The following is a 14,159-nucleotide window of genomic DNA, read 5'->3' as shown; positions in this document are numbered from 1 at the left end:
TCGGCATGTCCCGGCTCATCGACACCACCGAGGCGTACCTGCGTACGCTCCTGGAGCTCGAGGAGGAAGGCGTGGTCCCCCTTCGCGCCCGCATCGCCGAACGCCTGGAGCAGAGCGGCCCGACGGTCAGCCAGACCGTCGCCCGCATGCAGCGCGACGGCCTGCTCCGCGTCGCCGGCAACCGGCACCTCGAGCTGACCGGCGAGGGCCGCCGACTGGCCGTGCGTGTCCTGCGCAAGCACCGGCTCGCCGAGTGCCTGCTCCTCGACGTGCTCGGCATGGAGTGGGAACAGGTCCACGCCGAGGCCTGCCGCTGGGAACACGTCATGAGCGAGGCCGTCGAGCGCCATGTCCTGGAGCTGGTGCACCACCCGACCCACTCGCCGTACGGCAATCCGATCCCGGGCCTGGCGGAGCTCGGTGAGGACAGCGCCGCGGAACCGTTCCCCGACGACACCACGGTCAGCCTCAGTGACCTGGAGCCCGAACCGGACGGCGTGAGCGCGGTCGTGCGCCGCATCGCGGAGCCGGTCCAGAACGACTCCCGGCTGATGTACGCCCTGCGGCACGCCGGGGTGCGGCCCGGCGCGATCGTGCGTGTGAGGCCGTCGCCCGGCGGCGTGGCGGTCGGCGACGACCGGGCGACCGCCGAGCTTCCCGCGCCGGCCGCCGCGCGCATCTTCGTGACCAGGCCCTGAGGTCAGCAGTGCCCCGGACGGGGACAGGGACGGGGAGGGTTCCCGACCACGGTCGTGGTCGGGAACCCTCCCCGTCCGCGTCATCCGCCACGACCGTCAGGACAGCGGCGTACGGCTCATGCCGCGGGGCGCCGACGACGCCCGAGCGGTTCTCAGCCCGCGGGCGGCAGGCCCAGCCGGGGGTGCGCCTCGAGGAGCCGCGGCGGGGCCGCCTGACGCCAGGAGTCGGCGAGGATGTCGCGCAGTTCGCCCTCGTCCTCCAGGGCGGCGAGGCGGACCCTGACCCAGGCGAACTGCGCCTCGTGGCCGGCGATCCAGAACTTCTCCGGTTCGGCGAGGGCCAGTTCGTCGCGCTCCTCCTTGGGGCAGCGCACGGCGATGGAGGTCTCGTCCTCGGGCAGGGTGGCGAACATCTTCCCCGCGACCCGGAACGTGGGCATGCTCCAGGCGACCTTCTCCGTGGTGTCCGGCAGGGACAGGGCGATCCGTCGTACGTCTTCGGCATCCGGCATGGCAGGCACCGTAGCGGCCGGCACTGACACTCACCCGGTGCCGGCCGGTACGGGGCCCGCTCCCGGGCGCTTGTAGTAGATCGTCGTCGGCCGCAGCACCCCGGCGGGGTCCGCCGCGTAGTCGGGGATGGCTCCGACGGGGGTCCAGCCGGAGGAGCGGTAGAGGTGCTCGGCCGGGCTGCCGGTCTCGGTGTCCAGGTGCAGCAGGGTGATGCCCCGCGCGGCGGCCGCCTCCTCCGCGACGGCCAGCAGCCGCCGGCCGAGGCCCCGGCCACGGGCCGCACGGTGCACCATCAGCTTCACCAGTTCCGCGCGGTGGGTGCTGTTGGGTTTGTCGGGAAGGGCGAGGCTCACGGTGCCCAGCACCCGTCCGGGTTCCTCGTACGCCACCCACACCGCGAGCCGGCCGGCGGCGACGGCCGTGGACCGTTCCCTCCACCAGGCGGCCGCCTCCGCGCGGTCGAGCGGGGCGAGGAAGCCGACGGAGGCGCCGCCGTCCACCGTGTCGGCCAGCAGCTCGGCCAATTCCGGTATCAGGCCGGTCAGTCGAGTGGCGTCGAGCCGGATGACGTTCACGGCCGCACCACCGCCAGGACGTAGCGCACGTCTTCGGGACCGGGGCAGCGGAACCGGGTCGGCCCCCAGACGCGGAGCCTGAGGCAGTCACCGTCGCCGAGACGGTGCTCGACGTCCCGGTCCGTCACGGCGAGGGCTCCTTCCAGCACCCAGATGTGCTGTTCCAGGCCGGGTACGGGCGGCCGGTCGTAGGCGATGTCCGCACCGGCCGCGAGCCGCCCCTCGACGAGTTCGCCGCGCAGTCCGCCGTGCGGCGGGGACACGGACCGGCGGACGAATCCGGACGCCCTGTCCTCCCACACCGGCTGGTCGGCGGCCCGCACCACCGGCGCGGGGGCCGCCTCGATCTCGCTGAGCAGCTGGGACATGGTCCGGCCGTAGACGGCACAGAGACGGTTCAGCAGGGAGGCGGTGGGGCTCGTCTCCGCCCGCTCGGCCCTGGACAGGGTGGAGCGGCTGACACCGCTGCGCTCCGCCAGCTCTCCGAGGGACCAGCCGTGCTCGGCTCTGAGCTCGGCCAGTCGCGCGCCGAGCCGGAGATCGACGGGGTCCGGGGACGGCCCCGGTTCATCGCATTTCATATCCGGGAGAATATCCCATATCCGGGATTCCCTGTCCGTCACGGACGGCGGCCGGATGACCGTACATCCTTCACCTGCCGTGAGCACGACAAAGGGAGAGAAGCGTCACGGCCGACCGCGGCGGATCGTGAGCGGGCGGCCCCGGAGCGGCCGCCCGTTCACGGGAAGGGCCGGGCGGCCGGGCATGCCGGGTCCCGTTCCGCCCGTCCGTCGGGCCGCTGATCCACAACGCCCGACGTGACCTGGGATATACCCTTTGGCACCTGGTCGTGCCTAGCTTGGCCGACGGCTCTCGCGCACAGTGCCGTGACATCGAGGGCACGCCCCGTCGATCGTTCAGGAGACCCATGCGCCCCCGCGTACCCGCCGTCCCCCGCATATCCTCCCTCCCGCCCGTCGCCCTGGCGGGCGGTGCGCTGACCGTGGGCATCGGCGGTCTGTATCTCGCCGGGCTGCTGCTCACCGGCGGTGAGATCGAGGCGGGCACGACGGTGCGCGGCGTGGACATCGGGGGCCTGAGCCGCGAGGAGGCCACCCGGAAGCTGGAGGAGCGCCTGGTGGCGGCCGGCCCGCGGAAGCTGGCGGTGAAGGTCGGCGACCGCGAGGGTGCGGTCGATCCGCGGCAGGCGGGGCTCACCTTCGGCATCCGGGAGACCCTTGACCGGGCGACGTCCACGGGCACCGGTCCGGTCAGTGTGATCGGCGGGTTGTTCCGCTCCGGCGGTGAGATCGAGCCGGTCGTGCGGGTCGACGAGGACAAGGCCCGTGCCGCCCTCGGGAAGCTGGCGACGACGCTCGACGAGAAGGTCCGCGACGGCGCCGTCTCCTTCGCCGACGGCCGTGTCGAGCAGACCGCCCCGCGCACCGGGTACGCGCTGGACGTGGACGCCGCGACCGGTGCCCTGCGCGCCCCCTTCCTGCGCGGCGCGGCGGACTCGGTCACGGTGCTGCCCGCACACGAGACCGAGCCGAAGGTCACGGCGGCCGAGGTGCGGCGGGCGGTGCGCGAGTTCGCGCAGCCGGCGATGTCGGCGCCGGTCACGCTCACCGCGGGCGGCAAGCGGTTCACGATCACCCCGGCCGTGCTGGACGATCACCTGACGATGCGGCCGGACGAGGCCGGCAGGCTCACACCGGAACTCGACAGCAAGGGCCTGCGTGCCGCGCCCGCGGTGGCCGACGTCCTGAACGGTCTGCCCACCACCCCCCGGAACGCCCGGCTGGGGCTCGAGGGCGACAAGGTCGTGGTGGCCGCCGACGCCAGGCCCGGCGTGGAGGTCACCGACAAGGCCCTGGGCAAGGCCGTCCTGCCCCTGCTCACCGGGTCGGGCGCCGCCCGCACCGGCGAGGTGGACGCGCGGCGGATCCAGCCGGAGGTCACCCGCGAGAACGCGGCCCAGCTGGGGCTCACCGAGAAGATGTCCTCCTTCACCGTCGACTTCGAGCCGGCCGCCTACCGCACGACGAACATCGGCCGGGCCGTGGAACTCATCAACGGCTCCGTCGTCATGCCGGGCGAGACCTGGAGCTTCAACCGGACCGTCGGCGAACGCACCGAGGCCAACGGCTTCGTCGACGGCGTCATGATCTACGACGACCAGTACCGGAAGGCTCCCGGCGGCGGTGTCTCCGCCGTGGCCACGACCGTCTTCAACGCGATGTTCTTCGCCGGGGTCGAGCCCGTCGAGTACGGCGCCCACTCCTTCTACATCGAGCGCTACCCCGAGGGCCGTGAGGCGACGGTCGCCTGGGGCAGCCTGGACCTGAGGTTCACCAACGACTCCGGCAAGGCCATCTACATCCAGGCCGAGTCCACCGACACCTCGCTGACCGTCAGCTTCCTCGGCACGAAGAAGTACGACCGGATCACGTCGGTCAAGGGGCCGCGCACCGACGTGCGGCAGCCGGCGAAGCGGGTGAGCACCGCTGAGCAGTGCGTGCCGCAGACCCCGCTCGAGGGCTTCGACGTCACCGTCGAGCGGGTCTTCCACGACGACGGCCGGGAAGTGCGGCGGGAACCGTTCCGCACGCACTACACCCCGCGTGACGAGATCACCTGCGAAGCGGCGCCGACCGGGCGTCAGCCCTGAGGACGCGGCCCCGTCGGGGGTGACGGCGAAGGCCGCCGCGCCGTCTCACCTCCCGGCCGGCTGGGGTGCGGAGCTGCGGGCCATGAGGTGTTCGACCAGGGTGAGCAGGACGTCCCGGCCTTCGGTCCGCTCGCGTGCGTCGCACATCACCAGGGGGACCTGGGGGTCCAGGTCCAGGGCGGTGCGGACTTCCTCGGGCGTGCGGTCGCGGACGTTGTGGAAGCAGTTGACCGCGACGACGAACGGGACACCGCGGCTTTCGAAGAAGTCGATGGAGGCGAAGCTGACCTCCAGGCGGCGGGTGTCGACCAGTACCACCGCCCCCAGGGCTCCGAGCACCAGATCGTTCCACATGAACCAGAAGCGTTCCTGGCCGGGGGTCCCGAACAGGTAGACCACCAGTTCGTCGCTGATGGTGATGCGCCCGAAGTCCAGGGCGACGGTGGTGGTGGTCTTGCCGTCGATGCCGACCAGGTCGTCCACGCCGACGCTGGCACGGGTCAGGTATTCCTCGGTGTGCAGGGGGGCGACCTCGCTGACCGCGCCGACCAGCGTGGTCTTGCCCACGCCGAAGCCACCGGCGACCAGGATCTTCACGGCCTGGGCCGTCTGTGCCGGATCAGAGCCCGCGGAGCCCATCTCTCACCGCCTCAAGGATCGTCATGTCGGGGAGGGTGCCGTTGTGTGCGAAGGACAGGGGCGGCCGGGCCCGTACCCGGCCGGCGTCGATCAGGTCGCCGATGAGGATCTTGGTCACCGACACCGGCAGGTCGAGCTCGGCGGCGATCTCGGCCACCGCGACGGGCCTGCGCGCACACAGGCGCAGGACGGTGCGGTGTTCCGGCTGCAGTGCGGGCCGGCCGGCCGCGGTGTCCGTACCCGCCGTGGTCCGTACCGTGATCAGGGTGATCAGGGTCAGGTCGTCACGGCCGGCGGTGGTACGGCCGCCGGTGATGGTGTAGGGACGGACCAGCGGTTCGTCGGCGTCGTCCTCCAGGTCGTCCGTCCAGTGCCTCATGCGCCGGCCCCGGGACCGGCGGGCGGGGACGGGTCGGACTGCGGGGTGCGTGCGTCGGTGCCCAGTTTCTGGCCCACCTGCTGGACCAGGGTGTGCATGGCGACCGCCATCACTTCGGCGTCGACCTCCTGGGAGGTGACCACGGCCAGGTGGGTGCCCCGGCCGGCCGCGGTGACGAACAGCCACAGGTCGGCCATCTCGACGATGACCTGGTGGACCGGACCGCCCTGGAAGAGCTGTCCGACGCCACGGGCCAGGCTCTGCTGACCGGTGGCGATCGCGGCCAGGCGCTCGGCGTCGGAGCGCTCGATGGTTTTCGAGCGGCTGATCACCAGGCCGTCGTCGGACAGCACGACGGCGTGCCGGGTACCGGCCACCTGGTCGACCAGTCCGTCGAGGAGCCAGTCCAGGTCTGCGTCGGTGGCGGTGGTTCGCTGAGTCATCCTCGGTCTTCCCTCGTGGGCGGTTCGGTCTGGTCGGTGCCGGGCGCGGACGGCCGCGCGCCGGCGGCGCGGTTCTTGCGGGACTGCCGCTGGAAGGCGCCGATGGTGGCGCCGGAGCGGGCCGGGGCGCCGGGCGGGGCCTGGGCGGCCGGGGAGTCCTGCGGAGCCGGTGCGCGCAGCTCGGCCACCAGGCTGGCCTGACGCGTCCGGCGAGGCAGCGGTGCGGGTCCGTCCTGCGGGTCCGGCGGACCCGCGGGGGCCGGCACCGGTGCGGTGACGTCGGCCATCGCCTGCCCCCGCGACCGTACCGGCAGGCCGTCCGGGCCGTCCGCGCGGCGGGATCCGTCCACGGGACGGGGACCGGTGTGCCGGCGCGGCGGGAGGTGGAGGGCGCCGGCGTCGTCGGGCGACGGGCCGTCGGCCGCGTCCGGCACCGATCGGGGCCGCTCGGCCACGAGGTCCTGCGGGACGAGGACGATGACGCGGGTGCCGCCGAACGCCGACGGCCGCAGTTCCACCTGCAGGCCCAGGCCCGCCGACAGCCGGGCCACCACGTACAGGCCCAGGCGTACGTCGTCGGCGCGGGTCACCACGTCCATCTGCGGGGGCGCCTGCATCAGGGCGTTGACGGCCTCGTACTGCTCGGCCTCCATGCCCAGTCCGCGGTCCTCTATCTCCACCGCGACACCCCGGCTGACCGGCGCCGCCTTGATCTCGACCGGAGCCGGCGGCTTGGAGAAGGCGGTCGCGTTCTCCATCAGCTCGGCCAGGATGTGGATCAGCGGTCCCACCGCCCGCTCGGAGATCCACGGCCGGCCCTCGACGTCGATCTCGATGCGCCGGTAGTCCTGAACCTCGCCCTGCGCGGCGCGCAGGACGTCCAGCAGCGGCACCGGCTTGCGCCAGCGGCGCCGGGGCTGGCCGCCCGCGAGGATCACCAGGTTCTCCTCGTAGCGGCGCAGCCGGGCGGTGAGGTGGTCCAGGTCGAACAGGCCCTCCAGCACCTGCGGGTCCTCGTGCCGGCGCTCCAGCTCGTCCAGCTTCTTCAGCTGCAGGCCGATCAGCAGCTGGGTGCGGCGCGCGATGCGCTGCAGCAGCCGCTCGAAGCCCCGGTGCTGCTCCGCCTGGCGCACCGCGGTGTGCACCGCGGTGCGGCTGGCCAGGTTCAGCGCCCGGCTCAGCTCGCCGAACTCGTCCGAGGCCGGGGACAGCTCCGGGACCTCGGCGTCCACGTCCACGTCCTCGCCCTGTTCGAGCCGGGTGACGACCTGTGGCAGCCGCTGTTCCAGGTCCTGTGCCTGGCCGTGCACGGCCAGGACGCGCCGGCGCAGGACCGCGGTCAGCCGCCAGGTCATCAGTACGACCAGGAGGACGGCGAGCAGGCCCAGGGCGGCCACGGAGTACAGGTACAGCTCCAGCTTCCGCACGGCGTCGGCGCCGGCGGCGTTGGAGATCCGGCTGTGCGCGCCGATGAGTTCCTCGAGCCGGGCGACCGAGGTGTCCGCCGCGGTCCGCCACTGCTCGGCACGGGCCGGCGACAGCGCGACACCCTCACCTCCGGCGGCCTGCAGCCACTCCTCCAGCTCGACCCGCGTCTGCCACTCCCTGCTCCGGGTCATCGCCGTGTACAGCCGGCTCTCCTCGGCGTTGAGGTTCGGTGCCACGCGCGACTTGAGGAGGTACTCGTGGGTGCCGACGGCGTCGGTGACCAGGTCGTAGTCCTCGGCGGACAGCCGGCCCGAGGCCCAGCCGCGAGCCAGCACCGCGTCCTCGCGGCCGATCATGTCCACGGCCCCGTTCAGGTCGAACAGGACCTGTGACAGGCCGGTCACCTCACCGTTGGCACCGCGGGAGATCGCCGCGAAGACCTCGGTGCTGGCTCCGATGGCCTCGGTGTAGTAGGTGAACGCCCGGTCCTCGTCGGCGGTCCCCGTGTCCACCGCGCGGCGCTCCTGCGCGAGCCGGTCGGCCACCCGTACGGTCCGGGAGAGCGCGGCGGCCAGGCCCTGCTGGCCGTCGCTGGTGTCCGCCGAGGCCAGCGGCCGGAAGCCCGCCAGGGCCCGGTCGGTGACCGTGCGCTGCCGGGTCAGGTCGGCCCGGGAGGCCCGGGGCGAGGCCAGCGCTTCCTGGGTCAGCCGCCGCTCCCGCTGCAGGGCGTTGAACAGGGCCGCGTTGCGCGGGCCCACGGTCGTCTTCAGGTCGAGCTGGGCGGCCTGCACCCGGTACTCGTTGCCCAGTTCGTAGGTGGCCAGGCCCCACAGCGAGACCAGGGCCGCGCTCGGCACGAGCAGCAGCACGAGCAGCACCGTGCGCAGCGGCAGGCGCCGTTCGCCGGCCGCCCACGGCTGCTCGTCCGTCGTGCCCCTCCGTCGGCGGACGGCCCGCACGCTGTCCGTTCCGCGCCGTCCGTCTCTGTTCGTTCCGCTCACCCGCAGGCCACTCTCCTCGTCACCGGTCAGCCGCACCTGCGACGAGAACGCGCCAGACAGTAGCGGTTGGTGGCCTGATATTAGCCATACAGTGCACGGAGGCCGAAAACGCATTCGACGGAGCGGGCGAACGCGGCCCGCCGAAACCGGACCTGTCGGCCCGTAACGGAATATCTGATTCCGACGTTCTCGTCACAGCGGCCGGCGGCCGGCCGGGACCGGTACCACGGACGCCCGGCCACGGCCGGGGGAAGGGCTCCGCGGCCGTACCGCGGGATCGGCGGGTGCTCCACGGGCGGGGAGGAAGGCGCGCACCGTGGGCCGGAGGGAGGCGCGCACCGTGGGCCGGGGGAAAGGCACGCACCGTCCGTGCCGTACCGCCCGACAGCTCCCGGTCAGTTCTCCTGGATCACGGAGAGGACGTTCCCTGCCGGGTCGGTGAACCACGCGATCGCCGCGGGGCCGTCGCCGCCGACCCGGACGATGCCCTTCTCGTCGTGGTCGAACTCCGCGTAGCGCTCCAGGGTGACGCCGCGCCGCTCCAGTTCGGCGACGGCGGACACGATGTCGTCGACGGGGAAGTTGAGGATCGTGAACGTCGCGGGAGTGTGCGTCTCCTTCGGGTAGACGAAGACCCGCGCACCGCTGCCGAGCGTGAGGGCCAGCACCCGCATGTCCCCCTGCCCGCTCTCCTCCACCGGAAGGCCCAGGGTCTCGCCGTAGAACCGGCGGGCCTCGCCGAGGTCGTCGACCGAGAAACCGCTGAACGCCTGCGCCTGACCGAACATGCTCCGTGCCTCCTCCGTGGGTGGACCGTCCCACACGTCCCGGACCACACCATGCACACCACCGCGCCGGGCGCGCCACTCGGACGGCCGCCGGATGGTCGTACGCCCTTCACCCCGCGGGGAGACCGGCCCGCCCGGGGGGCAGGTCACCCTGCCACCGGCCCCCGGGCGGGCCGGGCGTCAGCCTCCCGAGCAGACGGCGCCGTTGAGGCGGAAGACCGTCGGCTGCGGGTTGGGCCCGTCGTTGGCGCCGACGAAGCCGAACGAGGCCGTCGACCCCCCGTCCGGGGCCAGCGGCCCGGCCCCCTCGGGGGCGGTCACCCGCACATGCGTGCCGTTCTGGTGGAACGTGGCGTTCCAGCCGGAGGACACCGTCTGACGGTCGGTCGGCCAGTCCCAGTCCACGGTCCAGCCGGTGACCGGGGTGTCCGAGAGGTTCCGGACGGTGACCGTGGCCACGAAGCCGTTGCCCCAGCTCGTGTCGCGGTGGTAGGTCACCGCGCAGGGGGCGTCCGGCGGAGTGCCGGTGGTGAAGGTCAGCGGAGCGGACGGTGCGGAGAGCCGGCCCGCGGCGTCGGCCGCCAGCACGTTGACCGTGTGGGTGCTGCCCGGGGGCAGGTTCCGCAGGGTCACGGACGTGCCGGTGGTCTCGCCCACCACGTGGGTGTGCGCGCCGTCGCGCGCCTGGACCAGGTAGCGGGTGGCGCCCGCCGCGCCCTCCCAGGACAGGCGCGCGGTGGTGTCGGTCGCCGTCTCCAGCCGCGGCGTCCCCGGGGCCCCGGCGTCGGAGGCGCCCGGCCCGGTGCCGGCCTGCGGGGTGAGGGTGAGCGTGAGCATCCCGTACGGCGGCACGGTGACCCGGGAGGCGGACGCCGCGCCGTCGGTGACGTCGGTGACGTCGCTGTCGCCGCGCGCGTAACGGCTGACCTCGGGTGCGGCGGCGGACGGGGTGAAGCCCGCGTACTCGAGGTCCACGGTCCGGGCGGCGTCCGGGTCCTTGTTGACGAGCAGGACGCTCAGACGTCCGTCGCGACGGTGCACGGCGTGGGCGGAGACGTCCTGCGCGGAGGAGGCGGCGGCGACCAGGGTGTCGCCCGCGGTGCCCAGTTCGCTGGTCATCTTCATGCCGTAGTAGGGGTGGAACGGCGTGTTGGGCGCCGGCTCGCAGACGTCACCGGTGCAGGCGCCGCTGGAGAGCATCCCCATGTCGCCGTAGTCGGTCTCGCCGTCGACGGTGGTGATCCGGCCCGCGCCGTTGTGGGTGTTCCACCAGTCGACGGTGAACACGCCGTTCTCCAGGGCCGTCATGAACGCGTCGGCGGTGAACAGCCCGTTGGGGCGGGCGGTGAGCATGGCGCCGCCGGTGTTGGTGTTGATCTCGGTGAGGGCGATGCCGATGCGCGGCGAGTCGACGCCCGCGTACCGGTCGATCTGGTTGCGCACCTCCCGCAGTTCACCGGGCAGCCTGGTCAGCCTCGTCATGGCGTCCTCGGCGGTGGTGTCGGCGCCGCCCGCGTACCAGTGGACGCTCACGAAGTCGATGACGTCGGTGACTTCGGAGAGCACGGTGTGGTTCCAGTCGCCCGGATCGCCTTCGCCGACGACGCCGTCCGGCCAGTGGCCCGGGGTGGTGAGCACCGCGCCGATCCTGATGGTGGGGTCGACGGCCTTCATGGCCTCGGCGTAGGCGCGGACCTGACGGGCGTACTCCCGGGGGCTCTTGTCCTCGTGCTCGTCGTGCTCCCAGCCGTTGCCGTAGTGGCCGTTGCCGTAGATCTCGTTGCCGATCTCCCAGTACCGCGCGTCGTACCCCTTGGTGACGTTGGCGTACCGGACCCAGCCGGCCGCCTCCTCGGGCGTGCCGGAGCCGTAGTTGGCGATCAGGATCGGCTGGGCGCCGGTGGCCCGGACGGTGCCCATGAAGGAGTCGAAGTCGGTGCCGGGTGCGACGTATCCGCCGGGCGCCGTGTGCGTCTCCCAGTGGTAGATGTCCGCGTACGAGCCGCCGGGGTAGCGCATCGCCCCGACGTCGGCCGCCTTCATCAGGCCGGCGACCTCGGGATCGTTCATGTGCGAGTCCCAGACGGCCGCGTTGACTCCGCGTGCGGTGTCGGGCATGCGGCCCAGCGACGCCTGCGTGTTGACCCGGACGTCGACGTCCGCGGCGGCGGTCCCGGGAGCGGCGGCCGACGCGGTACCGGCGGCGTTCAGCGGGGCCAGCAGGGCGAGCGCGGCGGCCAGGGCGGCGGCGGCGCGCGCGAGGTGGCGGGTGCCGGTACCGGTCGGCCGGCCGGGTCTCTGCGGCAAGGACATGGGGATCCTCCCTCGGGGTCCGGCGGGGCGGCGGGTGCCGGGCCCTGCGGCCGGACAGGCTGAGTACCGGTGCGGCAGCAGGACGTTCCGCGCCGGCGGCACAGGAAACGGTGCGTGGATGCGGTGCGGTCGTGCACGGGCGTCGCGCGGCGGAACCCGCCGATGGGAGCGCTCCCATGATGAGAGTGGTGTGACGTCCTGTCAACAGAGGGGCGGACTCGGTGGCAACGCCGTCCCGTCCGTACCGCGCCGCACCGCATCGGCGCGGACCAGGACGTACGGGTCTTCCGGCACCCGCTCACCGCCGGGCGGTGCGGCCGGGATCAGGACGGCGCGCCCTCTCCCACCGCCGGCGCCGTCGCACGGGCCGCCCCCTCCCGGGGCTCCAGCCTCACCACGATCCCCTTCGACGTCGGCGTGTTGCTTCGGTACGCCACGCTCTCCAGCGGCACCAGCACATTGGTCTCCGGGTAGTAGGCCGCCGCGCAGCCCCGTGAGGTCGGGTAGCCGACCACCCGGAAGTTCTCCGCCCGGCGTTCGGCACCGTCCTCCCAGACACCGACCAGGTCGACCGGCGCGCCTTCCTCCAGACCCAGTTCGCGCATGTCGTACCGGTTGACGAGGACGACGCGGCGGGAGCCGTGGATGCCGCGGTAACGGTCGTCGTCCGTGTACGGAACGGTGTTCCACTGGTCGTGGGAGCGCAGGCTCTGCAGGATCAGATGGCCGGGCGGGGCGGTCAGGGCCTCGAAGTCGTTGCGGCTGAAGAGGGCCTTGCCGGCGGGGGTGGGGAAGACGCCCTCGTTGACCGGGTTGGGCAGGCAGAAGCCGCCGGGGCGGCGGACGCGGGTGTTGAAGTCCTCGAAGCCGGGGACGACGCGGGAGATGTGGTCGCGGACGCAGTCGTAGTCGGCCTCGAAGCGTTCCCAGCGGACGGGGACCTTGTCGCCGAGGGTGCGGCGGGCCAGACGGCTGAGGATGGCGACCTCGCTGAGGAGGTGCTTGGAGGCCGGTTCGAGGACGCCGTGGGAGGCGTGGACCCGGCTCATGGAGTCCTCGACGGTGACGAACTGCTCGCCGGTGGCCTGCACGTCCCGCTCGGTGCGGCCGAGGGTGGGCAGGATCAGGGCGGTCTCGCCGCACACGACGTGGGAGCGGTTGAGCTTGGTGGAGATGTGCGCGGTCAGCCGGCAGGTGCGCATGGCGGCCTCGCTGACCTCGCTGTCCGAGATCGCACGGACGAAGTTCCCGGCCAGGCCGAGGAAGACCTTGGCGCGGCCGTCGCGCATGGCCCGGACGGAGGCGACGGAGTCCCAGCCGTGCTCGCGGGGCGGCTCGAAGTGGAACTCGCGGGCGAGGGCGTCGAGGAAGTGGTCCGGCATCCGCTCCCAGATGCCCATGGTCCGGTCGCCCTGCACGTTGCTGTGACCGCGCACGGGGCAGGCACCGGCTCCGAACCTGCCGACGTTGCCGCGCAGCAGCAGGAAGTTGACCACCTCGCGGATGGTGGGCACGCCGTGCCTGTGCTGGGTCAGGCCCATCGCCCAGCAGACGATCACCCGCTCGCTCCCGAGGACCATGTCGCGCACTTCCTCGATCCGGGCGCGGGCCAGCCCGGTGGCCTTCTCGACCTCGGGCCAGGAGACGGTGGCGCGCAGGTGCCGGGCGAACTCCTCGAAACCCTCGGTGTGGGCGTCGATGAAGTCCCGGTCGAGGACGGTGCCGGGCGCGGCCTCCTCCGCCTCCAGGAGCAGGAGGTTGAGCGCCTGGAACAGCGCGAGGTCGCCGCCGATCCTGATGTGGAGGAAGCGGTCGGCGATCCGTGTGCCGCGGCCGATGACGCCGCGGGGGCGCTGGGGGTTCTTGAAGCGGGCCAGCCCCGCCTCGGGCAGCGGGTTGACGGCGACGATCCTGCCGCCGCGGCGCTTGCACTCCTCCAGCGCGGACAGCATCCGGGGGTGGTTGGTGCCCGGGTTCTGACCGACGGTCAGGATGAGGTCGGCGTGGTGGATGTCGCGCAGCGACACGTCGCCCTTGCCCGTGCCGAGGGTCTCGCTCAGCGCGGTACCGCTGGACTCGTGGCACATGTTGGAGCAGTCCGGCAGGTTGTTGGTGCCGAACGCCCGGGAGAAGAGCTGCAGGACGAACGCGGCCTCGTTACTGGCACGGCCGGAGGTGTAGAAGACCGCCTCGTTCGGGGAGTCCAGCGCTGCCAGCTCGTCGGCGAGCAGGTCGAGGGCGTCGCTCCAGCTGATGGGCTCGTAGTGGTCGGAGCCGGGTCGCTTGACCATGGGCCGGGTGAGGCGGCCCTGCTGGTTGAGCCACCGGTCGGACTTCCCGGCCAGCTCGCTGATCGGGTACCGGCGGAAGAAATCGGGTGTGACACGGCGTGAGGTGGCCTCGTCGTTGGTGTGCTTGGCGCCGTTCTCGCAGTACTCGTTCATGGGGCGGTGCCCCGGCTCGGGCTCGGGCCACGCGCAGCCGGGGCAGTCGAAGCCCCGGACCTGGTTGAGGTTCAGCAGCGTGAGCCCCGTGCGCCGGGCCGACGTCTGGTCCAGGGAGTACTTCATCGCGTGGTACACCGCCGGTACGCCCGCGGCCCAGGTCTCGGGTGGAGTGACCTCGAGGCGGTCGTCGGCCGGTTCCTCGCTCGACGGCTTCTGCAACGTGCTCTCCTCGCTCCGTGTCGTGCCCCCGGCGCCCGCACGCGG

General features: G+C 72.8%; 12 protein-coding genes. 2 read left to right on the top strand and 10 right to left on the bottom strand.

The genetic code is table 11. The annotated features are described in order from the left end of the window. Nucleotides 1–5 precede the first annotated feature (5 nt). Entirely contained in the window at nucleotides 6–698 is a 693-nt protein-coding gene (locus KUM38_RS21020; RefSeq protein ID WP_217130958.1) for a metal-dependent transcriptional regulator, read from the top strand. 152 nt (nucleotides 699–850) lie between these two features. On the opposite strand, the gene KUM38_RS21015 is transcribed toward KUM38_RS21020, so the two are convergent. Genes KUM38_RS21015 through KUM38_RS21005 form a run of 3 tightly spaced genes read right to left on the bottom strand, consistent with a single transcriptional unit; the run spans nucleotide 851 to nucleotide 2,367 of the window. Continuing rightward, a complete protein-coding gene (locus tag KUM38_RS21015) occupies nucleotides 851–1,210 on the bottom strand; it encodes an MmcQ/YjbR family DNA-binding protein (RefSeq protein WP_217130957.1) in 360 nt (119 codons plus the stop codon). A gap of 30 nt (nucleotides 1,211–1,240) precedes the next feature. Next, on the bottom strand, nucleotides 1,241–1,786 hold the full coding sequence (locus KUM38_RS21010; RefSeq protein ID WP_217130956.1) for a GNAT family N-acetyltransferase: 546 nt from the start codon (nucleotides 1,784–1,786) through the stop codon (nucleotides 1,241–1,243). Then, complete coding sequence (locus KUM38_RS21005; protein WP_217130955.1) at nucleotides 1,783–2,367, bottom strand: helix-turn-helix domain-containing protein; 585 nt, start codon at nucleotides 2,365–2,367, stop codon at nucleotides 1,783–1,785. The genes KUM38_RS21010 and KUM38_RS21005 overlap by 4 nt, the downstream gene beginning before the upstream one ends. Nucleotides 2,368–2,714: 347 nt before the next feature. On the opposite strand from KUM38_RS21005, the gene KUM38_RS21000 reads away from it, so the two are divergent. Continuing rightward, nucleotides 2,715–4,457 carry a VanW family protein gene (locus KUM38_RS21000; protein ID WP_217130954.1) on the top strand — a complete coding sequence of 581 codons (1,743 nt, stop codon included), beginning with the start codon at nucleotides 2,715–2,717 and terminating at the stop codon, nucleotides 4,455–4,457. Between the two features lie 45 nt (nucleotides 4,458–4,502). On the opposite strand, the gene KUM38_RS20995 is transcribed toward KUM38_RS21000, so the two are convergent. From KUM38_RS20995 to KUM38_RS20965, 7 genes are all read right to left on the bottom strand, one after another. Beyond that, nucleotides 4,503–5,096 carry an ATP/GTP-binding protein gene (locus KUM38_RS20995; RefSeq protein WP_217130953.1) on the bottom strand — a complete coding sequence of 198 codons (594 nt, stop codon included), beginning with the start codon at nucleotides 5,094–5,096 and terminating at the stop codon, nucleotides 4,503–4,505. Continuing rightward, nucleotides 5,077–5,475 (bottom strand): DUF742 domain-containing protein, encoded by a 399-nt coding sequence (locus KUM38_RS20990; RefSeq protein WP_217130952.1) that lies wholly within the window; start codon nucleotides 5,473–5,475, stop codon nucleotides 5,077–5,079. The genes KUM38_RS20995 and KUM38_RS20990 overlap by 20 nt, the downstream gene beginning before the upstream one ends. Beyond that, complete coding sequence (locus tag KUM38_RS20985; RefSeq protein WP_217130951.1) at nucleotides 5,472–5,918, bottom strand: roadblock/LC7 domain-containing protein; 447 nt, start codon at nucleotides 5,916–5,918, stop codon at nucleotides 5,472–5,474. The genes KUM38_RS20990 and KUM38_RS20985 overlap by 4 nt, the downstream gene beginning before the upstream one ends. Further along, entirely contained in the window at nucleotides 5,915–8,347 is a 2,433-nt protein-coding gene (locus KUM38_RS20980; protein WP_308409007.1) for a nitrate- and nitrite sensing domain-containing protein, read from the bottom strand. Before KUM38_RS20980 ends, KUM38_RS20985 begins: the two co-directional genes overlap by 4 nt. Nucleotides 8,348–8,742: 395 nt before the next feature. Continuing rightward, entirely contained in the window at nucleotides 8,743–9,135 is a 393-nt protein-coding gene (locus KUM38_RS20975; protein WP_217130950.1) for a VOC family protein, read from the bottom strand. Between the two features lie 180 nt (nucleotides 9,136–9,315). Further along, nucleotides 9,316–11,448: a cellulose binding domain-containing protein gene (locus tag KUM38_RS20970; protein ID WP_217130949.1), complete on the bottom strand. Its 2,133-nt coding sequence runs from the start codon at nucleotides 11,446–11,448 to the stop codon at nucleotides 9,316–9,318. 323 nt (nucleotides 11,449–11,771) lie between these two features. Next, entirely contained in the window at nucleotides 11,772–14,114 is a 2,343-nt protein-coding gene (locus KUM38_RS20965) for an FdhF/YdeP family oxidoreductase (RefSeq protein ID WP_217130948.1), read from the bottom strand. Between the last annotated feature and the right edge of the window lie 45 nt (nucleotides 14,115–14,159).

The organism is Streptomyces sp. AC558_RSS880, assembly GCF_019049255.1.
Taxonomy (GTDB): Bacteria; Actinomycetota; Actinomycetes; order Streptomycetales; family Streptomycetaceae; genus Streptomyces.
This window is presented reverse-complemented; position numbering and strand designations above follow the sequence as displayed.

What these genes read in the sequence shown, in the direction of transcription:
- KUM38_RS20970 (WP_217130949.1), bottom strand. Translation starts at nt 11,448, where the DNA reads ATGTCCTTGCCGCAGAGACCCGGCCGGCCGACCGGTACCGGCACCCGC.
- KUM38_RS21005 (WP_217130955.1), bottom strand. Translation starts at nt 2,367, where the DNA reads ATGAAATGCGATGAACCGGGGCCGTCCCCGGACCCCGTCGATCTCCGG.
- KUM38_RS20995 (WP_217130953.1), bottom strand. Translation starts at nt 5,096, where the DNA reads ATGGGCTCCGCGGGCTCTGATCCGGCACAGACGGCCCAGGCCGTGAAG.
- KUM38_RS21000 (WP_217130954.1), top strand. Translation starts at nt 2,715, where the DNA reads ATGCGCCCCCGCGTACCCGCCGTCCCCCGCATATCCTCCCTCCCGCCC.
- KUM38_RS20990 (WP_217130952.1), bottom strand. Translation starts at nt 5,475, where the DNA reads ATGAGGCACTGGACGGACGACCTGGAGGACGACGCCGACGAACCGCTG.
- KUM38_RS20975 (WP_217130950.1), bottom strand. Translation starts at nt 9,135, where the DNA reads ATGTTCGGTCAGGCGCAGGCGTTCAGCGGTTTCTCGGTCGACGACCTC.
- KUM38_RS21015 (WP_217130957.1), bottom strand. Translation starts at nt 1,210, where the DNA reads ATGCCGGATGCCGAAGACGTACGACGGATCGCCCTGTCCCTGCCGGAC.
- KUM38_RS21020 (WP_217130958.1), top strand. Translation starts at nt 6, where the DNA reads ATGTCCCGGCTCATCGACACCACCGAGGCGTACCTGCGTACGCTCCTG.
- KUM38_RS20985 (WP_217130951.1), bottom strand. Translation starts at nt 5,918, where the DNA reads ATGACTCAGCGAACCACCGCCACCGACGCAGACCTGGACTGGCTCCTC.